This is a genomic window from Xenorhabdus sp. KJ12.1 (assembly GCF_963876495.1).
GTDB lineage: Bacteria > Pseudomonadota > Gammaproteobacteria > Enterobacterales > Enterobacteriaceae > Xenorhabdus > Xenorhabdus stockiae.
This window is the reverse complement of sequence record NZ_CAWNQH010000116.1, coordinates 38,104-60,588: the sequence shown is the minus strand read 5'-3', so window position 1 is coordinate 60,588 and position 22,485 is coordinate 38,104. Positions and strand designations below refer to the sequence as shown.

Here is a 22,485-nt window from a genome sequence, read left to right as displayed (position 1 = left end):
GTTTCGCAGAGTCGGCACACAGCCTGACTCTGCTATTTTCTGGAGAGAAAAATGGCAGATTTAGATGATATCAAAGACGGTAAAGATTTTGGCATTGATACACCGCAAAAGAATACGCTGTTTGAACTGAAAGGTTGTGGCGCGCTGGATTGGGGAATGCAATCGCGTTTAGCGCGTATTTTCAATCCGGCAACCAATAAAACGGTGATGCTGGCGTTTGATCACGGTTATTTTCAGGGGCCGACAACCGGGCTGGAGCGTATCGACATCAATATTGCTCCACTGTTTGAGCATACCGATGTGCTGATGTGTACGCGCGGTATTTTGCGCAGTCAGGTTCCGCCAGCCACTAATAAACCGGTGGTGTTGCGCGCATCCGGTGCAAACTCCATGCTGACTGAGCTTTCAAATGAGGCGGTTGCTGTTGCTATGGAAGATGCACTCCGGCTGAATGTTTGTGCTGTGGCGGCCCAGGTTTATATTGGTTCAGAGTATGAACATCAGTCCATCAAAAATATTATCAAGCTGGTGGATCAGGGCACGCGTTATGGTATGCCGACGATGGCGGTAACAGGCGTAGGTAAGGATATGGCGCGTGATCAGCGTTACTTCTCACTGGCAACCCGCATTGCTGCGGAAATGGGCGCGAATATCATCAAAACTTATTATGTTGATACCGGTTTTGAACGCATTGCGGCCGGCTGCCCGGTGCCGATTGTGATTGCCGGAGGTAAGAAATTACCGGAGATGGAGGCGTTAACCATGTGCTATCAGGCCATTGATCAGGGGGCATCCGGTGTCGATATGGGGCGCAACATTTTCCAGTCAGAAGCACCGATAGCCATGCTTAAAGCTGTTCAGGCGGTAGTGCATCACAATGAAAAGCCTGCTCAGGCCTATGAGTTGTTCCTGAGTGAGAAAGCAAAGGGAGAATAATATGCACGTTACTTTAGTTGAGATTAATGTCAAAGCCGACAAGATCGCCGAATTTATTGAGGTATTCCGTGATAATCACCTTGGCTCTGTGAGAGAACCGGGCAATTTACGGTTTGATGTATTGCAGGATGAGAATATCCCGACCCGTTTTTATATCTATGAAGCCTATATTGATGAGGCAGCCGTTGCGGCTCATAAAACAACACCACATTATCTGCGCTGTGTTGAGAAACTGGAATCCCTGATGAGTGAACCCCGGAAAAAGACCTCATTTATTGGGTTGATGCCGGAAGGAAAATAAATCTTCAATTGGGAATAACGCCTTGGTGATAACATCAAGGCGTTTATTTTTTACTGGTTTAATTAAGCCAGTTGTTTGTAATTACATTCAGCAGAAATTTTGCGTTAAATATTCAAGAGATTTTTAATGCTTTCTGCAAGCATTCCAGGATCTCCGATGCCTTGAATTTCTTTCAAGAATGGAAGGCCCAATTGCTCTGCCAATTCATCCATATTGATATCATTACCAATAGTTTGTTCGAATTCCAGCTGATTCATACCGCTTTCACCAGATTGTTCGAATTCCAGTTGCATGATCTGGTTCCAGAGTTTTCCTGCAAACCATGAACAGTTTGTTACAGGCGTATATGCACCATTCTTCATATCTTCAGAGGTCAGTTTCATCAGTTTTGACAACTGATTACTTTCATCGACTAATTCAGGAATAAAATGCTGTTCTATAAATTCAGGAGTGATAGATTTGTCATTAATCTTCACACAATGCTGAATATGAAATTTTCTCTCGGCTGAATCATCGGTCGTGCTATGTTCTGAGTTTTTTACGAATCCATATCCCGGATGAAAAGCATATGAAGTATTATCACCCTCTTTTTCACTATTAAAGTAAATAACCCATGCATGGCCAAAACCGCCACTACCAAAGGCAACTCCCAGTAACTTTAATACGCCTTTAATAACAACTTCTTTCTCATTATCATTCAAACTCCAAGGGAAGTTTTTGGCGATAAACATAGCTGCGGCTATCATTGGCGTTACATTCGTACGTTCAGCGGTTCGATTAGTTCGAATACAAATTTGTGGGTAGCCAATGCTTGCGTCGCCAACTGGCTGATATTTATCTGTCTTGATCATCATTATTCCTTTATCTATATATAATTAAAATGGTCATTCTTTAAGAATGAAAAATAACCTGATTAAATGGTTCGAAGTATTTCACCTAAATAATTAGCGTTCACGTAACTGAAAGGTTGCGTGTTATTTAAGTGAAAATTTTTATTTAATATAAAAGCAATTGGATTAAGTGTTTTTATATTGTTCGGATTTTATTTGTCCTTTTGTTATTTTTTATTTCCTTTTGTTTATCGATATTTTTATTTAAAAAATAGAATTACTAGATGATGTAATCCGAGGTCGGTAATATTGCCGTTTTTATTTTCCATAATAAAATGACCACCACTGTATGGCATGTATTACAATTGGCTCAAATCATTTCAATTGGAAATTACATTAATAAAAGAAATTATTATTATGAATTAAAACAGGGAACCCCTTTGATATAAATCTCAGAGGTTGTTGAGATGGGAAATAGTTATTTTATGAAACTATATTCAGTTAGCAGGTCAGTTTTCTTTTATTGTGAATGAGCCAGAGAGAAAGTAGCTGGCGGGGTTAATAACAGCCACTTCACAATAAATTCAGCTACCTGTTCCGGTCGGTTAATATCAAGCTGTGGTAGTGGCGTATTCAGCGGGATATCGCTGGCGACAGCGATGACATAGGGATCAATGAGTTCTTCGAAGGTGTGATTTAAACCATCCCGGTACAGGGCGATTTTCGCAATAGCTTCATTTTTGAACCCCTCAACCAGAATCAAATCCAGTGAAGTCGCATCAAATCGACTGGCAAGATAATGCAAATCCAGTTCGGGGAGTGCCGGTGTTTCTGTCATTAAGGCCCAGCGTTGTTGGCTGGCAACCAGTGTTTGTGCCGCTCCCGATTTTCTCAGCTCATAGCTGTCTTTTCCCGGCTTATCGACATCCATATTATGGTGAGTATGTTTAATTAACCCCACCCGGATTTGTTGCTGGCGTAACAGGGGAATAACCTGTTTGAGCAGGGTAGTTTTACCGGTTCCACTGTAAGCGGTGATCCCCAGTAATGGCAAATTCATCGGGGTATTACTTTGATTCATGCTGACTCCCGAAGACATTCCCAGTGCTGGCATTGCCAGTTTTGGCACTCTTCTGGTGTATTCAGATTGGTGAAGGATTCTGGATGCGGAATATAGACGGTTTTTGCTTTAATCATTTGCATAAAGAACATCAGTTTTCTGTCACCTAATGCAAGGTAGCTTTCCAGTCTGGGTATCAGGCTGCGGTGCATCAGGGCAAGTGTCGGATGGGCACGTTCACAATCGTGTACATAAGCCGCCCATGCGTGTTCTTTATAGCGCCAAAGCTTTTCCACCAGATCATCAGGGAAATCCGGTACATCGCAAGGCACGAATATCACCCACTCATGAATGGCCTTCTTCAATACTGCCAGCATTCCGGCCAATGGCCCGGAAAAATCAGTGATGATGTCAGGAATAATGGGATAACCACTTTGTTGATACACTGCCTGATTGCGGTTGGCGTTAATCAGCAGTTCATGAACTTGTGGCTGCAACTTTGCAGCTATGTGTTGGTATAATGGTGCTCCACCGAATTGCAGTAATCCCTTATCATTTCCGCCCATGCGGGTGGATAGCCCTCCGGCCAGAATGGCACCACTGATTTTTGGATACGTCATGTTAAATCACCTGATATTTTTAACCGATATATTTTATCTTTGGTTATGTAACCCTTGTGAATCAATATGTAACAGTGCTTATATGAACAAATGAGTATAACCTTTACGCGCGTTGACAGCCCAATTTTTTCTCCCAATCATGTCCCTTTGTTGTAATAAGGGTTATGGTTGCGGGCTGTTCACTGTACCTCCAGGGTATGATTAACGACTGATTAAAGAGAACTTTGTTGTGGCAGAAACTATGGCTTTTAATTTTCAAAATATTACGCCGGATTTGATAATGGATGCACTGGCGCAGTCTGGTCTGCGTGTTGATTCGGGTTTAACTGAGCTGAATAGCTACGAAAACCGGGTCTATCAGTTTATGGATGAAGACCGTAAACGTTATGTCGTGAAATTCTATCGTCCTCAGCGCTGGAACAGGCAGCAAATTCAGGAAGAGCATGAATTTACGCTGGCGTTACAGCAGGCAGATTTATCAGTTGCTGCGCCGCTGGTTCTTGATGGGCAAACAGTACTGGAACATGATGGGTTCTTTTTTGCCGTTTTCCCCAGTGTAGGTGGCCGTCAGTATGAGTCTGATAATTTTGATCAGCTGGAAGATGTCGGGAGGTTACTGGGGAAAGTTCATCAGATAGGCTACCAGAAAACATTTTCTGCCCGCCCGACTATCAGCCTCAATGAATATTTATACCAACCCTATCAATATTTGACAGAATGCAACCTCATACCTGATGCGCATAAAGCTGCTTTCTTTGCTTCGCTGGACGAACTGAATAAAGTTGTTGAGTCACAGTGGAATGTTGACTGGCAGGGATTACGGCTGCATGGTGACTGCCATGCTGGTAATATCTTGTGGCGCGACGAGGCATGGTTCGTTGATCTTGATGATGCCCGTAATGGTCCGGCGATTCAGGATTTATGGATGTTACTTAACGGCTCACGGCAAGAACAGTTGATTCAACTGGATATTCTGCTTGAATCATATAACCAGTTTGCGGAGTTCGATCTGAAAACACTGGCTCTGATAGAACCTTTGCGTGCGATGCGGATGGTCTATTATCTGGCATGGGTTGCTCGTCGCTGGCAGGATCCTGCTTTTCCCAAAGCGTTTCCATGGATGGCCGACAGTGACTTTTGGCATAAGCAGATAAGTCTTTTTGCTGAACAAATCCGGCTGTTACAGGAACCCCCCTTACAGCTAACCCCGATGTATTAATTTTTCTGGAGATCACGATGAAAAAATTTTGGTTCGCATTGGTGGGAGTGTTTATGGCATTTAATGCCAGCGCTTCTGATTTTTCTGAAGGCAAGCAGTATGTTGAACTTAAAAAAGCGGTTGCTGATCAACCTCAGGTTGTGGAGTTTTTCTCTTTTTATTGCCCGCACTGTTACCAGTTTGAGAATATCTTTCATGTTCCCGGCACGATAGCAAAAAACCTGCCGGAAGGCGTTACGCATGAACGTTATCACGTTGATTTTCTCGGGCCTTTGGGGAAAGATCTGACAGATGCCTGGGCTGTTGCTATTGTTCTGAAAGTACAGGATAAAGTGTTACCTGTATTATTTGATGGCATCCAGAAAACTCAGACTATCAATACTAAAGCTGATATCCGTAATGCATTTATTAAAGCCGGTATTTCTGGTGAAGATTATGACGCAGCGCTGAATAGTTTCATTGTGAAATCGGTAGCATCTAAAGAACGTCAGGCGGCTCAGGATTTTCAGTTGCAGGGTGTTCCGGCCACGTTTGTTCTTGGTAAATACATGATTAATAATGGCGGAATTGAGACTAAATCGGTTCAGGACTACGCTAAAAAATTCTCGGATGTTGTGAATTATCTGGTAACCAAAAAATAAGCAATAAAAAAACTTTAGTTTTATATGTACTCAATGGATTTCAAGCCGTATCGCAGTGCAAGGGAATAACAAATTTGTCGTGAGCGAATTTTCCCGGCCAACCTGAAAGACAAAGAGTAAAAAATAATACAGGCATTGTGCCAGCTAATTACAGGGCTGGCACAATGCTTGCTGAAATTACCCTTTCATAACATAAACTCCGGTTATATCCACAAGTCGGTGATTTGTAAGCAATTGCAATATTTTCGTAATATTTGACGTAATTCATTGATTTTTACCTCCAGTTATCCGTTTTTGATATGGATATACATAAATCTGTTTTATGTGCCAATTTTTTGTGCACAAAGTTATCCACAATTCATTTATCAGAAAACTTATTAAAGAGCGGGTATCAGAACGAGAAAATGATCGCAACATTCGTCTATGACAGTACAGTGTGGCATCCTATTCTTTATTCATACTCCAGAACGACGAAGACAATTTTATGGTACAGATAGCAGATAATCCCCTGATTTTGGTTGATGGTTCTTCATACCTTTATCGCGCATACCATGCTTTCCCTCCTCTGACAAACAGTGCGGGCGAACCGACAGGCGCCATGTATGGTGTACTGAATATGCTGCGCAGTTTGATCATGCAGTATCGGCCCAGCCATGTTGCGGTTGTGTTTGATGCCAAAGGCAAAACATTTCGTGATGAATTATTCGCTGAATATAAATCCCATCGCCCGCCGATGCCGGATGATTTGCGTGATCAGATTGAGCCTTTGCATAACATGGTCAGGGCGATGGGCTTACCCGTTCTGGTTGTGCCGGGCGTTGAAGCGGATGATGTCATTGGCACACTGGCACTACAGGCAGAAAAAGAAGGCCGTTCTGTCCTGATCAGTACGGGTGATAAAGATATGGCTCAACTGGTCACGCCGAATATCACCCTGATAAACACCATGACCAACACAATTTTAGGTCCGGAAGAGGTCATTGAAAAGTATGGTATTCCTCCGGAACTTATCATCGATTTCCTCGCACTGATGGGAGACTCTTCCGATAATATTCCGGGTGTACCGGGTGTCGGTGAGAAAACGGCTCTAGGGTTATTACAGGGGCTTGGCGGGCTGAATGATATCTATGCCAGACTGGATGAGATTGCAACGCTCAGCTTCCGTGGTGCAAAAACACTGAGCGGCAAAATGGAGCAGCATAAAGAGGTGGCTTATCTCTCTTACCTGCTGGCAACCATTAAAACCGATGTTGATCTGGATAAAACTTGTCTGGATTTGGCGGTCTTTGCCCCTGATAACGAGGAATTATTGGCACAATTCAGCCGCTACGAATTCAAACGCTGGCTGAATGATGTACAAGACGGCGGTTGGCTGGAAAGTCGTTCGGCGGAAAAAGGCGGGAAAAAGTCAACGACAGGCGCTGCACCGAAATCTTCAGCTCCCGGAAAACCCGCTGTTGTCAATATTTCTCCGGAAAGCTACCAGACTATCCTTGATCGGAAATCCCTTGATGAATGGATTGAAAAACTGAAACAGGCTCCGGCATTTTCTTTCGATACAGAGACCGACGGACTGGATACGTTAACTGCTAATCTGGTGGGCATGTCTTTTGCCGTTGTAAGTCAGGTCAATGATGTGGAAAAACCGGCAGAAGGGGAACCGGATGTTGAGGCTGCATATCTGCCGCTGGGGCATGATTATCTGGATGCCCCACAACAGCTGGATCGGAATGAGGTGCTTGAAGCACTGAAACCGCTGCTGGAAGATGCGAGCCTGCCTAAAATTGGTCAGAACCTGAAATTTGACCGAGGCGTGCTCGAACGTTATGGCGTGGCACTGAATGGTATTGTTTTTGATACGATGCTGGAATCCTATGTGCTGAACAGTGTTGCAGGGCGGCATGATATGGATAGCCTTGCAGAGCGTCATTTAGGCTATAAAACCACGACTTTTGAAGAAATTGCCGGAAAGGGTAAAAAACAGCTTACTTTCAACCAGATCGCTCTGGAAGAGGCGGCTAAATATGCTGCGGAAGATGCCGATATTACTCTGCGTCTGCATCAGGCTATGTACCCACAGGTTGATTCTGTTCCGACACTGAAAAAAGTTTTCCAGAATATCGAAATGCCGCTGGTTCCGGTGCTTTCCCGCATGGAAAGAACGGGTGTTCTGATTGATGCCAACACGCTGGCAGAGCATTCAAAAGAAATTACGGCACGTTTACTCGAACTGGAAAAATCGGCTTATGAGCTGGCTGGAGAAGAATTTAATCTGGCTTCACCTAAGCAATTACAGGTTATTCTGTTTGAAAAAATGAGCCTGCCTGTTGTGAAAAAAACACCGAACGGTGCGCCATCGACCAATGAAGAAGTGCTGGAAGAGCTGGCAGAACATCATGAGCTGCCGAGGGTTATTCTCGAACATCGCGGTCTGGCAAAACTGAAATCGACCTATACTGACAAGCTGCCACAGATGGTCAGCCCAGTGACACAGCGAGTTCACACCTCTTATCATCAGGCTGTAACTGCGACCGGGCGCCTCTCTTCCCGTGATCCTAACCTGCAAAATATTCCTGTCCGTAATGAAGAAGGACGACGTATCCGTCAGGCATTTATTGCACCAGAAGGTTATCGCATTCTGGCAGCGGACTATTCGCAGATTGAGTTGCGGATTATGGCGCATTTATCGCAGGACAAAGGCTTGCTGGAGGCTTTTGCACAGGGTAAAGACATTCACCGTGCAACTGCCGCAGAAGTTTTTGGACTCCCTCTGGAGCAGGTGACGAGTGAGCAACGCCGCAGTGCTAAAGCGATTAACTTTGGCTTAATCTATGGCATGAGTGCGTTTGGCTTGTCCCGTCAGTTGGGTATTCCGCGTGGAGAGGCCCAGCGTTATATGGATCTTTATTTTGAGCGTTATCCGGGCGTGCTGGAATATATGGAACGTACCCGTCAGCAGGCGGCTGAACATGGGTTTGTTGAAACGCTGGAAGGGCGTCGCCTGTACCTGCCGGATATCAAATCACGTAATGGCATGCGCCGTAAAGCCTCTGAACGCGAAGCTATCAATGCTCCAATGCAGGGTACTGCGGCGGATATTATCAAACTGGCCATGATTGCAGTCGATGAATGGATCGTCCGTGAACAGCCAAAAGTGCGTATGATCATGCAGGTTCACGATGAATTGGTATTTGAAGTGCATGAGTCAGAGCTGGCTGCCGCAGAACAGAAAATCAGAGAGCTTATGGAGAAAAGCATGCAGCTCGATGTCCCTCTGAAAGTAGATGTAGGAACGGGGGATAACTGGGATCAGGCTCACTGATTTTTCTTGAATAATTTTTATATAAATGACGTCTATTTAATGAGCCAAAAATCTCTCCGTTATGCCGTGAATAGGCATGATATAAGAATTTTGGTTCATTTTTAGATTAGATCTAGATCTCACAAATATGTAATTAAACTACAAAAAAAATGGTGTAATCTCGGTGTTTGATCACATAATTTGGGCTTAATCGAGACATTTTATGAAAATTAATTACAAAAAAATCTTTTGCTGATAAAAAAAATAGGGTAAAGTTGTCGGCGTAGGGTACAGAGGTAAGATGTTCTATCTTTCAGACCTTTTACTTCACGTAATCGGATTTAGCTGAATATTAGCTGCCCCAGCCATCTCTTTTGGCTGGGGCATTTTTTTATTTCCCCTTCATCTTTCAAACCGCCTCTTTGTTGGCTTCACTCACTCACCCCAGTCACATAGCTAACTATGCTCCCGGGGATTCGCTCATTTGCCGCCGCGATGCAACTTGAAATCTATTGGGGAAGAGGGCGTGGTTTACGGTTTTTTCCGAGGACGGGAGAAAAAAAGGTGGAAATTACTCCACCTCAATAGCAGGCTGGCTGAACCAAGTATCAAGTTTTTGTTCAAGTTTATCGATACCGATTTTTTTCAGAGCAGAGAAATACTCAATCTGAATGTTACCTTCCAGAAATGCCAACTCCTGACGTACCTTATTCAACTGACTTTTACGTGCACCTGATGCCAGTTTATCGGCTTTGGTCAGCAGAACCATGACAGGAACCTGCATCACAACGGCCCATTCGATCATCTGCATATCCAGATCTTTCAGCGGATGACGGATATCCATCAACACAACCAGCCCTTGCAGACACTCACGTTTCTGGAGATATTCACCCAGTGCTTTCTGCCATTTGAGTTTCATCTCCTCTGGCACCTGTGCATAACCATAACCCGGCAGGTCAACAAGGCGTACGCCTTCCTCTACCTGAAACAGGTTAATCAGCTGGGTACGTCCGGGTGTCTTACTGGTACGAGCAAGGCTCTTTTGCCGGGTCAGTGCATTCAGGGCACTGGATTTACCTGCATTTGACCGACCGGCAAACGCGACTTCAATGCCCGTCTCCGGAGGCAGGTGGCGGATATCTGGCGCACTCGTGACAAAGTGGGTCATGTGATAGTTATAGTTCTTGATGGTCAAAATGGTTATCTCCCTGCGGAATACACGAAAAACAGCGTGGTGATTATAGCGAGAGCAGCGGCTTGTGGACAGGTTAACTTTTTGGCTGCTCTTGTTGCTGCTAAGCAGAGATCAAGCTTCTGCCAGTGAACGGCGTAGATATTCAGCAAAAAGTGTGTACAGTTCACCTTGGGTTACAATTTTAAGAGCGAGCTGAATTGCCGGAACGCCGGGAACAGCATGCTTAGAAGATAAAACGCATAAATCATCAGTTATGGCACTGTCCGGTAATAACCCGATTCCCAAACCATGTTGTATTGCACTGCTGATATTACTAAATGAGGCACTGACGTACGCCAAAAAATAGGGCTTATTCATATCTTCCAATGCCTTAATAGCACACGCTCTGATGACGCATCCTTCAGAAAAAGTCACTAATGGTATTTCTTGCAGTTCATTGAAATATAAATCTTTTGAGGCAACCCAGTGTAATGGCTCAATTTGAAGAAGTGTTTCAGTCTCAGTATTGACGGGTTTTCCTTCCACACTTTTAAGAATAACCACATCCAATTGTTGCTTCTCAGTCATAGCCGAGAGTATCGGAGAGGGCGCTGCCGTAATTTCTATCTTTAACCCCGGATTTTTTTCTAGACACCATGAGATAGCCTGGTGTAGGTTTTTAATGTTGAAATCATCCGGCACACCGAGAGCGATCCTGCCTCTGAGCTGAAATGACTTCACTGAGTGCAGGGCTTGTGTCATGCGAAATAAAATATCTTTTGCTACGGGTAAGAGTTGTTTTCCTTCATTGGTTAAACCAATAATCTGCCCTTGTCGTCGATTAATTAAACGGCAGCCAATATCTTCTTCAAGTCGTTTAATACTCAAGCTAAGCGTAGATTGAGTTCTTCCTAATTCTTCTCCTGCACGGGTAAATCCGCCGTGTTTGGCGACGAAGACGAATGCTCGTAATTGTTCAAATGTGACTTGCCGACCATCCAGACGATCAGCACGAATATTCTGCTCCATAGGGCACCTCGCATTACCATCATTGATAAATTCAATGATAAGAAAGGAATTATTTATTTAACAAAATTAAACCGTTATCGCAATATTGGCAAAAAAGAACTTTGACCTGCATAGGAGTGATTCAATGTTTATTATCGTTATTCCTATATTTCTCATCATACTGGTTGGGTACTGTTTTGGTCGTCTGCGCCCTGATAGCGGTAATTCCGATAAATTAATTAATGATTATGTTCTCTACATCGCACTGCCAGCCTTATTATTTCTTTCTATTGCACGTTCAGATATCAACGAGTTAGAACAGTGGGGATTTATAGGAGCCAGTTTAGCCGGGATCTGCATTGTCTATGCCATGGGAACTGTCATCGCAAAGTTTATGGGGATTGGTTTTCCTCAATCTTCAATTTTAAGTATGGGAGCCTGTTATGGCACAACGGGATATATGGGTATCCCAATATTGCTCTCCATTTATGGGGAACCCGCAGCGCTTCCGGCAGCAATCGCGACAATTTTACATAATATACCTGCCATCATAGCGGTTATCATTAGCTATGATATGACTACCACGCGGCACAGCGCTAATGGCAGAATTTCTTTTTTCTACAGTATAGCGAAAGCATTAAAAACAACCTTTACCAACCCACTCACTGTTTCAGTTATTGCAGGATTAATCTTTGTTGTGTTTAGGATCCCACTGCCAGAATTTTTACAGTCATTTACCCACCTTCTGGCAAATGCAGCAGGGCCAACGGCATTATTTGCATTGGGGTTAGGGTTGTCCCGCTTTAACTTAAAAGAGCACGTTAACAGAGATGCACTAAAATTGGTGGCCCCGATGTTATTACTGAAATTAGGAATACAACCGTGGGTGACTTTTATTTGTGCTTATTATTTATTTGGTATGCAGCAACTCAATAATATTTGGTTTATTGTTGCTGTTGTTATGGCTGCACAACCTATCGGTGCCAGTGTTTATATTTTCGCCAGAATATATAATTTCAGGCAGGAAGTCATTTCGCTCTCTATCATCATTTCACTTCTGGTCGCATTGATTACCATTCCGCTTATATTACAATTTATTTCGGTCTAACAACGCTTTTCGGCCTAATTTGTATGAATACATATCAAGGCAGGTGTTATTCGGAAAATAAACACTATCCGAAATATGAGAAGATAATATTTATCTGGATGATATTATTCAGTAAAACGCATTATTGCTCGTAAAAATGAGTAAATCTTTGCCACTTTGCTTGGTGGGGAATTACACTTAATGCGTTTTACTGATTTTATGAGTTTTGTTATTGACCTCGAGAATAAAGGAACCATCAATGTTTAAACGTATTTTTGTGCCGCTTATCACGGCATGTGCTATTAGCGTGATGGCTGCCCCAGCACTGGCTGCCGAAACTTATGTAAAGCTGGTGACATCAGCGGGTGAAATAGAGCTTGAGCTGAATGGCGATAAAGCACCAATCACCACAAAGAACTTCATTGAGTATGTGGATGAGGGGTTTTATAACAACACTATTTTCCATCGTGTCATCCCCGGCTTTATGGTTCAGGGAGGCGGCTTTACAAAAGATATGAAGCAGAAAGCAACCAAAGCCCCTATCAAAAATGAAGCTGATAATGGGTTGCGTAACCTGCGTGGCACGATAGCAATGGCACGTACCGCAGATAAAGATAGTGCAACCAGCCAGTTTTTTATCAATGTGGCGGATAATGCCTTCCTTGACCATGGTCAGCGTGATTTTGGTTATGCTGTTTTTGGTAAAGTCGTAAAGGGGATGGATGTGGTTGACAAGATTTCTCAGGTCAAAACAGAAAATGTTGGTCCTTATCAGAATGTTCCGGTTAAACCAATAATGATCCTCTCTGCTAAGGTGGTTTCTCAGTAACTCTGATGGGAAAACCGCGTTTTTTATCTGTAAATTAGAACATCGGCGGTATTTGCCTGTTATTACACTTTTCCGAAGTGTCAGGCCTTTAAAAATACCGTCTCTCCCTCAATTCTTTTTCATCACTCCTGCAATCATGGTTCACTCCGCTGGTCGCCGACCCTATTTTAAAGTAGCTTATGTGGTATGATGAGTGTCCTGCTATCGTTGACGTTGATTTACCTGATTTTACCGTAATACATAACGCACAGTGCCCAATAGGGCAAAGCAATATATAAAACTATAAAAATCAGTAGGATGTGATCCTATGCTATTAATAATAGATAACTACGACTCTTTTACATTCAATTTATATCAATACTTTTGTGAGTTAGGGACGCGTGTTTTAGTTAAACGTAATAATGAGCTACAGCTTGAAGATATCGAAGAGCTGGCACCGACCCATTTGGTGATCTCTCCGGGGCCCTGTACGCCGGATGACGCTGGGATCTCACTGGAGGCTATCTCTCATTTTGCCGGGAAATTGCCGATTCTGGGCGTGTGTCTCGGGCATCAGGCGATTGGACAAGCCTTTGGTGCGAGTGTTGTTAAAGCTCGTGAAGTCATGCATGGTAAAACCAGCTTAATTCACCATAATCAGCAGGGTGTATTCAAAGGATTGAACCGACCGCTGACAGTAACCCGCTACCACTCTTTAGTTGTTGCGGCAGAAACATTACCGGCTTCTTTTGAAGTCACCGCATGGAGTCAACATGATGGTAATGTGGATGAAATAATGGGAATACGTCACCGTACTTTACCTCTAGAAGGCGTGCAGTTTCATCCGGAAAGCATTCTGAGTGAACAGGGGCATGACTTACTGAATAATTTTCTGAAATACTAACGAAAACTATTTAATTCCTCTTTCGGCTATTTTTCATATCAGCTTTTGTGTAATACCCATAATCAGGTTATGGCGCTTAATTTATTTATGCGTCTGCGGGTTTCATTTCTTAGCAGGGGAATGAAGGGAGCTGAGTGATGAAAAACAAAAAGCCAGTGCGCGATGGGATGCACTGGCCTAATTCAAGCGCGATTTCAGGAACTAACGTGTTCCGTAAACGACAATAGTTTTGCCGTGCGCAGAGATCAGGTTTTGATCTTCCAGCATTTTCAGAATGCGACCGACTGTTTCACGGGAGCAACCGACAATTTGCCCGATTTCCTGACGTGTAATTTTGATTTGCATACCGTCAGGATGAGTCATTGCATCAGGCTGTTTAGCCAGATTCAGCAATGTTTGGGCAATGCGGCCTGTAACATCCAAAAATGCAAGGTTTCCTACTTTTTCTGACGTTGTTTGTAAGCGGCTTGCCATTTGAGCAGATAAACGCATTAAAATATCAGGATTAACCTGAATTAACTGGCGAAATTTCTTATAGGAAATTTCAGCCACTTCACAGGCGCTTTTAGCTCGCACCCATGCTGTACGCTCTTGCCCTTCTTCAAACAATCCAAGTTCACCAATAAAATCCCCCTGATTTAAATAAGAGAGGATCATCTCTTTACCTTCTTCATCTTTTATTAGAACAGCAACTGAACCTTTAACAATATAGTAAAGCGTTTCTGCCTTCTCACCTTGATGAATAAGCGTGCTCTTGGATGGATATTTGTGAATATGGCAGTGTGACAAAAACCATTCAAGAGTAGGGTCTGTTTGTGGCTTGCCGAGAACCATTCGCTTTATCCTCTGTTGTTATTTCCGCCTTTATGGTCAGAGAAACAGATCGTTTCTCATCAGGCTGGCTTTATAAAGTCAATAGATTAACATATTAACTTGCTGAAAAACTGACAAGCAGGAATTTTATATGGAAATCTCAGGGTATCAGCATGTCGATGCATTGCTCCGAGCCCATAAAACTTGCCCGTTTCACGTGTAGCACTGTTTGTAACACAGGAAAAGGATTATGTCTCCTCCTGTATCGCTTCAGCATATAAAACCAGTTAACAAATAGCCAGAATTCTATTTGAAAAGCCTGATTTACTACATTTTCATTTATAAATGAGTGAATAATTGATGTTTTATCACAGGTAACATTATTTTTTGTTACCTGCATTATCGATAAATAAATAGCGGGCAATATTTAGGATATTTTTTTGCCTTCAAGTAATTGCTGAACTAACGGCGCCATAATTAACTCCATTGCCAGCCCCATTTTACCACCCGGAACAACGATAGTATTTATACTGGAAATAAACGAACCTTGGAGCATTGCCAGTAAATAAGGAAAATCGATTTGGCTTAAACCGCGGAAACGAATAACGATAAAGCTTTCGTCTAAGGAGGGAATTGCCTTGGCAGAGAATGGGTTGGAGGTATCGACTGTAGGAACACGCTGGAAATTGATGTGAGTGCGGGAAAACTGGGGCGTAATATAGCGGATATAATCGTCCATTGAACGTACCACAGAATCCATCACAGCTTCCCTTGAATGTCCGCGTTCGCTGGTATCACGAATGAGCTTCTGTATCCACTCAAGGTTAACGATGGGAACAACACCAATCAGCAGATCCACATGGCTTGCGACATTATGCTGTGGAGTGACAACACCACCGTGTAATCCTTCATAAAATAGCATATCGGTGTTTGATGGTAGTGGCTCCCACGGGGTAAACGTACCCGGTACCTGATTGTAGGGAACAGCTTCATCATACGTATGCAGGTACTTCCGCCAGCGGCCTGTGCCTGTTTCGCCATAATCAGAAAATGCTTTTTCCAGCATCTGGAAATCATTCGCTTCTGGGCCGAAATAGCTGATATGCCGTCCTTGTTCTTTTGCTTTACGTATTTCTGCGTCCATTTCGGGACGGGTATAACGGTGAAAGCTATCCCCTTCGATAAGAGCAGCGGTAATACCCAGTTGTTGGAAAATCTTGCGGAATGCCACACTAGTGGTTGTCGTTCCGGCTCCACTGGAACCGGTTATGGCAATGACAGGGTGTTTGGCAGACATAAGAACAGACTCCTTATCAGTAAAAAAACAGTTGGGATGATCTTTCTCGTAACCAGCAATTTTGAGCCAATAAAGCAGTACCAATAAAACAATGCCAATAGAACATACAAAAATTGAATAAAATGCTATTGAGCCGAAAAGGGTATAAAAAGAATCAGCTTACGGGCGAAACTGCTCCTTAGGCATGATATTGACAGTTTCGTGCAATTCAGACCAGACCAGAATAACTTCGTTCCGTTCAAGCTGGCGTTTTACATCCTGTACTTTCTGCTCCAGCGTTTTTTCAGACTCACCATAATCAGTGCCTTCCCGTAAGACAAAACTCTCGATTAAGTTACGTAAAGTATCAGGTTCTATTTGCTGCCACGGGATAATCATTTTGTTCTCCATATATACCCTGCATCTTCCAAGTTGAATTACACACTTCGAAAACGGGTATAACTCATCTTGTGTGCTAAATAACATACTGCTATTTTCTCTGAAAGAAAATGACAATAATTAAGAGATATCACAACTCATGACTGCTAGCCTCCTCTTCTCACTCAGTACATTTATGTTTATTTCCGCCATTACGCCCGGCCCTAATAATATGTTAATGACAACATCGGGTGCTAATTTTGGATTCCGCCGCTCGTTAATACTTTTTCTGGGAATGGTAATTGGAATGCAGACCATCCTGCTATTATCTGCATTTGGTGTTGCCGGGTTATTGTTGATCTATCCGGCTGTACACACAGGTTTGAAAGTGCTGGGTAGTCTGTACTTACTCTGGCTGGCCTGGAAAACCGTAACAGCACAGTATAAACAGTTGGATGCACAACCCCTCGGAACACCTCTTAAAGGCTATCAGGGCTGGCTATTACAGTTTCTGAACCCCAAAGCATGGATGATGGGATTAGGATCTGTCAGCAGTTACAGCTTAGCCGGAGATTTATATATCCACTCTATTTGGGTCATCAGCGTAGTGATGATACTCAGTAATATAGCCACAGGCTTGGTATGGCTGAATCTCGGTGTCATGATTGGTCGCCTGTTAAAAGGCCGTACAGCATGGTTTACTTTCAATATCGTGATGGGGCTCTTGACAGCAGCCTGTGTGCCATTGATATGGATTAACTGAATCAGCTTAAATCAATATTTTTGCTGCCAAAGAAGAACGTCAGCACAAAGCCGCTGATATACGCAACAATCAGCCCCGCACCGTATACCGCCATTCCCGTGAATATTCCTGTCAGGGATGTCATCAAGGGCAACGCGACTACACCGGAGGGGCCGAATACCGTATTCAGGCCGACAGGTACACCTAACCAGGCAATCAGCCCGATAAAAAAGCCGCCGATTGCGCCACCAAAACAGGCCGTTACAAAAGGCTTAATGCGGGGCAGAGTCACGCCATAGATTAAAGGCTCACCAATTCCCAGAAAACCGGGGATAATGGCGCCTTTGATTTGAATACGCAGCAATGAATCTTTTTTCGCTCTTGCATATAACGCGAGAGCAGAACCAACCTGCCCGGCTCCTGCCATCGCCAGAACCGGAAACAAGGAGTTAAAGCCCTGTGTTTCCACCAGAGCAAAATAAACCGGTATAAATCCCTGATGCACACCAAACATCACGGCTATCAGGAACAACCCGGCTAAAACAGCCGTCCCGAACGGATTACCATTCAGATTGGTGAAAAGCCATGACATTGCCATAAACAGGTAGCTCCCGATCGGCATAATCACGATAAAAGTTACTGCACCCATGATAAGAAGTGTGATGGCAGAAGTCAGGATCATATCCAGATCAGCGGGTATGATTTTGCGGATCTGCTTCTCAACCCAGGCTCCCAGAATACAGGCAATCAATACCCCGAAAATATTGCCCCGTGGGTCGATAGCAAAGCCAAAGAAATTGTTGATACCGGAATAAAAACCACTGGTGGCATCGGGGTTATAACCCAGAATAAACAGAGCAGCGATAATCGCACCATTAATACCTGAACCGCCGAATGCCTTCTGCGCATTATAACCAATCAAAATGCTGAAGAAAGTGAACATCCCTTTACTGAAAATCTTCATATAGCCGATCATTTCAACCAGCACAGCATTAGGTTGTGCAACGCCCTGAATAAAAATTTGTTCCAGTAAAGTGGCGATCCCCAGTAACAGTCCGACAGCAATAAAACCGGGGATCAATGGTGTAAAAATAGTGGCGAATTTAGCAAGGAACTTATGGATTGAGCTGGTTTGCTTCTCTTTGAGGTGTTTTTTATTGGAAGAAGCAATATCTTTCAAATCTGCTGAATGGTGTTCCGGAGCCGTATGCTCGGCAGAACTTAATAACTCATTCATCATCGCTGCGGCTGTCTGGGCTTTGCCGGGGCCAAGAACGATCTGAAGCTGCTCATTACTTTCGACCACACCCAGAACGCCGGGGATTAGTTTTAGTTTTGCCTTATCGACGATTGAATCATCACGTAATGTTAACCTCAGGCGGGTCATGCAATTACCGCACTGTATGACATTACTTGCCCCGCCAATGGCGCTGAGTATTTCAGGCAACATATTCGGATTAATTTTAGCCATTTAGCACCCTTACCATCTATACCTATATAGGGAAAAGGTAATCACTATCGGACTGTTGAAATGGCAGGCCGGATAAATCCCTGATGTTCTGTTAATAACACTCGGGCTTCTTCGGCGCTGATCCCCGATAGAATCATCACAATTGCGGTTTTGCAGTGGCCGTTACAGGCACTCAGGGCTTGTTCTGCCACTTCTCTGTTGCATTCAGTAGCTGCCATCACAATATTTTTTTGCCGTTCGATTAACTTAGCATTAGTGGCTGCAACATCCACCATCAAATTACTATATACCTTGCCGATACGGATCATGGCACCAGTTGTGATCATATTCAGTACCAGCTTTTGCGCTGTACCTGCTTTCATACGGGAAGAACCGGTGACAACTTCCGGCCCGACAACCGGGGTGATTGCGATATCAGCCAGCCGGGTCATCGGGCTGTCAGGGTTGCAACTAATACAGGCGACAGTTGCTCCTATGGATACCGCATATTCCATCGCACCTAACACATAGGGAGTCCGGCCACTGGCGGCAATCCCGACCAGTACATCTTTTTCACTAAAGTGTAGTCCTTTAAGATCATCTGCGCCCAGTTGCCGGTTATCCTCCGCATTTTCTACCGCTTGAAGAATAGCCTTATGCCCGCCAGCGATTAAGCCGACAACCTGTTCTGGTCTGGTGCCATAGGTTGGCGGGCATTCACTGGCATCCAGAATTCCTAATCGCCCCGATGTACCTGCACCGCAGTAAATCAATCTCCCGCCACGACGGAAAGCCTCTGCCACTTTATCCACTACAAGAGCAATTTGAGGTAACGTCTGCTCAACGGCAAGAGCAACTTTTTTATCTTCATCGTTAATGACACGCAGCATATCCAGTGTCGATAACTCATCAATATGAGTACTGGCAGGATTGCGGCTTTCCGTTACCAGATTATTGAGATTGATTTTCATGGTTTGTTCCAACTATCTACTATACGGTGTGAGAGCGATTATGGATTATTACATTGATCCTACAATATAGCTCTTATAATCATAGCGCTCACTTCCCGGATTATTTCTTTTCTCGAATGATTCATCGTAATAGAGAACAATATTTTCAAATAATAGAATTGATTACCTTTTGATAAATAACAGTGATTACTTTTATTTATTGCCTGATAAAAATCTTTCATTACTTAATAATAAAAAAGTTTCCTACTTTATGTTGATTGTGCAAAAAGCTTTTATTTCAACTGATAATTTAATGTGAATGTGCAGATGAAATTTTGCATTCTCTTGAGGAACGTACCTATGAAGTTTATTTTTGTTAATAAATCCCTGCGATTTTTAATATTAATTTTTTCTTTTTTATTGCCGTTTGTCTCGATGAATACATTTTCAGTGAGTGAAGATCATCAAAACCTAACAGTAAAACCACTTTTTCCGAGTGCGAGCGATGAAAATAATTTAGATGTAACAGAAAAAGATAAAGCTGGCGTAATTGCACAAAATATTCAGACGATAGGTGGTTTATTATCATCTTCGTCATCTCAACTTACAGAACAGGCGAAATCCTACGCTTTAGGAAGAGTAAACGGAGTAATAAATAGTGAGGTACAAGAATGGCTGTCACAATTTGGTACAGCCAAAGTTAATTTATCTCTCGACAGAAAAGGTAAACTGCATAACAGTTCATTAGATCTGTTATTTCCACTTTATGATAACAAAGTAGATTGGCTGGTTTTTTCTCAGTTGGGTTATCGTAATAAAGACAGCCGAAATACGGTTAACCTCGGTTTTGGCAGCCGTTATTTCACTTCGGGCTGGATGTATGGTTTTAATACTTTCTTTGATCAGGACATCACAGGAAAAAATAACCGGCTGGGATTAGGGGCAGAAGCATGGGCTGATTACCTGAAATTATCAGCTAATACTTATATTCGCCTGAGCAAGTGGCATCAGTCACGGGATGATAAAGACTGGGAAGAGCGCCCTGCTAATGGCTTTGACATCAATGGCGAGTTCTTTCTGCCCGCTTACCCGCATATCGGCAGTAAACTGGGTTACGAAAAATACTTCGGTGATAACGTGACTCTGTTTAACCGTGATACCAAACAGAAAAATCCCGGCTTTGCTAAAGTAGGCATTACTTATACGCCGATCCCGCTGATAACGATGGGCATAGATTACCGGCATGGCAGTAACAAACACAGCGATGCCCGCTTTCAGGCCAATTTAAACTATAGATTTGGTGTCCCGCTGAGTGTTCAGTTATCACCGGATAGCGTTGCATCAATGCGCACACTGGCAGGTAGCCGCTATGATCTTGTGGAAAGAAATAACAACATTGTGCTGGATCATAGGGAGAAACCGAGGCTGGAAATTAGCTTACCGAATATCATTCAGGGACGTGGTGCTCAGGAGGTAACAGTAACAGCTAACGTGGAGTCAAATAGGCCGGCTAAAGCGGTTAAATGGAGTGCAGGAGAAGAGTTCCACAAAAATGGAGGAGTGCTACCGAGTAGCGGTAATTCTATTAGAATTACACTACCAAGATATTTTGATAAAGGTGTAAACAGTTACCCAATTCATGCAATGGTGGAATTAGAGAATGGCAAGCTCTCCAAAACAGCTGAAATGACTGTTAAGGTTACTGGAGGAGGTCCATTCGAAGGTAATATGAAAGTTTCTCCTGACGGAATTATTTTCGGAAATGGGAGAGATGCGTATACCTATAAGGTTTTAATTGTTGATGAAAAAAGTGCTCAACCGTTGCGTAATCATAGTTTTGAGAATGTAACATGGAGTATTGTAAATAATAAATTACCAGAGCATGTGAAATTTAAAGAAACTAAAACTACTACAGACGGTGACGGATATTTAACTGCTTCATTGGTTAGTAATGTAGGAGTGAATGGTGTCATAGCTAAAATGGAGCTTACCGCTGCTGACAATAACGTATATGAAATCAGTGACAAAAATGGTGTGAGTTTTAAAGCGGTGCCGCAAAGTGCAGATTTGATGTTCACCGCAGCTAATCATCACTTCGGGTATCTTGAAGGACCGAATAAGCCTTATAATGTTTATGAAGGTTTAAGAATCAAACTTGCAAAAAAAGGATTTAATTCAGAAGGTATGCTCGAGCCTATTGCTGGACATCATGAGAATGTCAAATATGAACCTTCATCTGACCTTGTGAAAATAATTGAAGAACCAGGAGGGCCTGAAATTATTTTCCCAGCTGAAAATTTTAGATCATATAAAAAAGCAACGGTTACTGCGACAGTCACTAATATGGAAACAGGGGCTAAATATGTTTATGAATATACATTCGAACCTCTGAGATATGTTTTTAGCCCACAGGTTGGTAATGATGGTTATGTAAGCCTTGGAGATAACAATAGTAAGAACAGTACGTGTGAAAAACTTGATCCTAAGAAGCTTGGGCGTAACGCTATATCAATGACTGAGGAAGATGTTGGGATAACAATTCCTAGTGATACTTCTTTAGAAAGTGATTATGGGGATATTGACGGTTTTGGTTTTTTACCTCTTCCTCATTATGATGAAAATGAACATGAGATGAAAATAAAAATAGCAAAAGATAAATCGTTATCGGTATTCTCTTTAATTAATTACATTTCAAAGAGTAAGTTGGTGGATATTAATCCTAAGGATGTTGGAAGGTTACTGTGTAAGTTCGAAAGTTAAAATATAGTATCGATAAAAAAGTACAGGCTTTTGTAGTCTGTACTTTTTATTTTTAATTAATTAAGGATGTCAATAATTTTATATAATAACAAGTTATTATCAACCGATAACCAAAAGTTATTGGAGGAGTATAAAATTTTTTCTAATATATAAATTGGATAACTAACACTTACTCTAGTGGAGTTAGTATCAAAATAAGGTTACTAATAATAACATCTAATTGGGTG

The 22,485-nt window shown here is 42.8% G+C and carries 21 protein-coding genes; 11 read left to right on the top strand and 10 right to left on the bottom strand.

Features of this window, described 5'->3' with window-relative positions:
• The first annotated feature begins 51 nt into the window (after nucleotides 1–51).
• Together lsrF and lsrG are read left to right on the top strand one after the other, a co-directional pair.
• A complete protein-coding gene (gene lsrF / locus AACS92_RS19235; protein ID WP_099109239.1) occupies nucleotides 52–936 on the top strand; it encodes a 3-hydroxy-5-phosphonooxypentane-2,4-dione thiolase in 885 nt (294 codons plus the stop codon).
• Nucleotide 937: 1 nt separating this feature from the next.
• The gene (gene lsrG / locus AACS92_RS19230; protein ID WP_099109238.1) at nucleotides 938–1,237 is read left to right on the top strand and encodes a (4S)-4-hydroxy-5-phosphonooxypentane-2,3-dione isomerase; all 300 of its coding nucleotides are present in this window, start codon (nucleotides 938–940) and stop codon (nucleotides 1,235–1,237) included.
• Nucleotides 1,238–1,341: 104 nt separating this feature from the next.
• On the opposite strand, the gene AACS92_RS19225 is transcribed toward lsrG, so the two are convergent.
• The 3 genes from AACS92_RS19225 to mobA all read right to left on the bottom strand — a co-directional run bounded on the left by AACS92_RS19225 (nucleotide 1,342) and on the right by mobA (nucleotide 3,747).
• The gene (locus AACS92_RS19225) at nucleotides 1,342–2,091 is read right to left on the bottom strand and encodes a hypothetical protein (protein ID WP_099109237.1); all 750 of its coding nucleotides are present in this window, start codon (nucleotides 2,089–2,091) and stop codon (nucleotides 1,342–1,344) included.
• A 496-nt stretch (nucleotides 2,092–2,587) separates the two neighbouring features.
• Entirely contained in the window at nucleotides 2,588–3,148 is a 561-nt protein-coding gene (mobB, locus tag AACS92_RS19220; protein WP_099109236.1) for a molybdopterin-guanine dinucleotide biosynthesis protein MobB, read from the bottom strand.
• Nucleotides 3,145–3,747: a molybdenum cofactor guanylyltransferase MobA gene (gene mobA / locus AACS92_RS19215; RefSeq protein WP_099109235.1), complete on the bottom strand. Its 603-nt coding sequence runs from the start codon at nucleotides 3,745–3,747 to the stop codon at nucleotides 3,145–3,147. Before mobA ends, mobB begins: the two co-directional genes overlap by 4 nt.
• 241 nt (nucleotides 3,748–3,988) lie before the next feature.
• On the opposite strand from mobA, the gene AACS92_RS19210 reads away from it, so the two are divergent.
• The 4 genes from AACS92_RS19210 to AACS92_RS22050 all read left to right on the top strand — a co-directional run bounded on the left by AACS92_RS19210 (nucleotide 3,989) and on the right by AACS92_RS22050 (nucleotide 9,257).
• A complete protein-coding gene (locus tag AACS92_RS19210) occupies nucleotides 3,989–4,966 on the top strand; it encodes a serine/threonine protein kinase (protein ID WP_099109280.1) in 978 nt (325 codons plus the stop codon).
• Between the two features lie 17 nt (nucleotides 4,967–4,983).
• Entirely contained in the window at nucleotides 4,984–5,607 is a 624-nt protein-coding gene (gene dsbA / locus AACS92_RS19205; RefSeq protein ID WP_099109234.1) for a thiol:disulfide interchange protein DsbA, read from the top strand.
• A 484-nt stretch (nucleotides 5,608–6,091) separates the two neighbouring features.
• A complete protein-coding gene (polA, locus tag AACS92_RS19200; protein ID WP_099109233.1) occupies nucleotides 6,092–8,929 on the top strand; it encodes a DNA polymerase I in 2,838 nt (945 codons plus the stop codon).
• A gap of 280 nt (nucleotides 8,930–9,209) precedes the next feature.
• Nucleotides 9,210–9,257: a hypothetical protein gene (locus AACS92_RS22050; RefSeq protein ID WP_438361642.1), complete on the top strand. Its 48-nt coding sequence runs from the start codon at nucleotides 9,210–9,212 to the stop codon at nucleotides 9,255–9,257.
• A 222-nt stretch (nucleotides 9,258–9,479) separates the two neighbouring features.
• On the opposite strand, the gene yihA is transcribed toward AACS92_RS22050, so the two are convergent.
• Both yihA and AACS92_RS19190 read right to left on the bottom strand, forming a co-directional pair.
• The gene (gene yihA, locus AACS92_RS19195; protein WP_099109232.1) at nucleotides 9,480–10,103 is read right to left on the bottom strand and encodes a ribosome biogenesis GTP-binding protein YihA/YsxC; all 624 of its coding nucleotides are present in this window, start codon (nucleotides 10,101–10,103) and stop codon (nucleotides 9,480–9,482) included.
• A gap of 111 nt (nucleotides 10,104–10,214) precedes the next feature.
• A complete protein-coding gene (locus AACS92_RS19190; protein WP_099109231.1) occupies nucleotides 10,215–11,111 on the bottom strand; it encodes a LysR family transcriptional regulator in 897 nt (298 codons plus the stop codon).
• 124 nt (nucleotides 11,112–11,235) lie between these two features.
• On the opposite strand from AACS92_RS19190, the gene AACS92_RS19185 reads away from it, so the two are divergent.
• The 3 genes from AACS92_RS19185 to AACS92_RS19175 all read left to right on the top strand — a co-directional run bounded on the left by AACS92_RS19185 (nucleotide 11,236) and on the right by AACS92_RS19175 (nucleotide 13,889).
• Entirely contained in the window at nucleotides 11,236–12,198 is a 963-nt protein-coding gene (locus AACS92_RS19185) for an AEC family transporter (RefSeq protein WP_099109230.1), read from the top strand.
• Nucleotides 12,199–12,436: 238 nt separating this feature from the next.
• Nucleotides 12,437–13,006: a peptidylprolyl isomerase A gene (gene ppiA, locus AACS92_RS19180; protein WP_099109229.1), complete on the top strand. Its 570-nt coding sequence runs from the start codon at nucleotides 12,437–12,439 to the stop codon at nucleotides 13,004–13,006.
• 307 nt (nucleotides 13,007–13,313) lie between these two features.
• Nucleotides 13,314–13,889, top strand: a complete 576-nt coding sequence (locus tag AACS92_RS19175; protein ID WP_099109228.1) for an aminodeoxychorismate synthase component II — start codon at nucleotides 13,314–13,316, stop codon at nucleotides 13,887–13,889.
• A 201-nt stretch (nucleotides 13,890–14,090) separates the two neighbouring features.
• On the opposite strand, the gene crp is transcribed toward AACS92_RS19175, so the two are convergent.
• The 3 genes from crp to AACS92_RS19160 form a co-directional block, all read right to left on the bottom strand.
• Entirely contained in the window at nucleotides 14,091–14,723 is a 633-nt protein-coding gene (gene crp / locus AACS92_RS19170) for a cAMP-activated global transcriptional regulator CRP (protein WP_004240730.1), read from the bottom strand.
• Nucleotides 14,724–15,129: 406 nt separating this feature from the next.
• Nucleotides 15,130–15,999: a phosphoribulokinase gene (locus AACS92_RS19165; RefSeq protein ID WP_099109227.1), complete on the bottom strand. Its 870-nt coding sequence runs from the start codon at nucleotides 15,997–15,999 to the stop codon at nucleotides 15,130–15,132.
• A gap of 159 nt (nucleotides 16,000–16,158) precedes the next feature.
• On the bottom strand, nucleotides 16,159–16,377 hold the full coding sequence (locus AACS92_RS19160) for a YheU family protein (protein WP_099109226.1): 219 nt from the start codon (nucleotides 16,375–16,377) through the stop codon (nucleotides 16,159–16,161).
• 139 nt (nucleotides 16,378–16,516) lie between these two features.
• On the opposite strand from AACS92_RS19160, the gene AACS92_RS19155 reads away from it, so the two are divergent.
• Nucleotides 16,517–17,119, top strand: a complete 603-nt coding sequence (locus AACS92_RS19155; RefSeq protein WP_099109225.1) for a LysE family translocator — start codon at nucleotides 16,517–16,519, stop codon at nucleotides 17,117–17,119.
• A gap of 1 nt (nucleotide 17,120) precedes the next feature.
• Here AACS92_RS19155 and murP read toward each other — a convergent pair whose 3' ends face one another.
• Together murP and murQ are read right to left on the bottom strand one after the other, a co-directional pair.
• A complete protein-coding gene (gene murP, locus AACS92_RS19150) occupies nucleotides 17,121–18,569 on the bottom strand; it encodes a PTS N-acetylmuramic acid transporter subunit IIBC (RefSeq protein WP_099109224.1) in 1,449 nt (482 codons plus the stop codon).
• A 44-nt stretch (nucleotides 18,570–18,613) separates the two neighbouring features.
• Nucleotides 18,614–19,519, bottom strand: coding sequence for an N-acetylmuramic acid 6-phosphate etherase (gene murQ, locus AACS92_RS19145; protein WP_099109223.1), 906 nt, complete (start codon nucleotides 19,517–19,519; stop codon nucleotides 18,614–18,616).
• Nucleotides 19,520–19,858: 339 nt separating this feature from the next.
• Here murQ and AACS92_RS19140 point away from each other — a divergent pair, with 339 nt between their 5' ends.
• Nucleotides 19,859–22,258 (top strand): inverse autotransporter beta domain-containing protein, encoded by a 2,400-nt coding sequence (locus AACS92_RS19140; RefSeq protein ID WP_193756891.1) that lies wholly within the window; start codon nucleotides 19,859–19,861, stop codon nucleotides 22,256–22,258.
• Nucleotides 22,259–22,485: the final 227 nt, after the last annotated feature.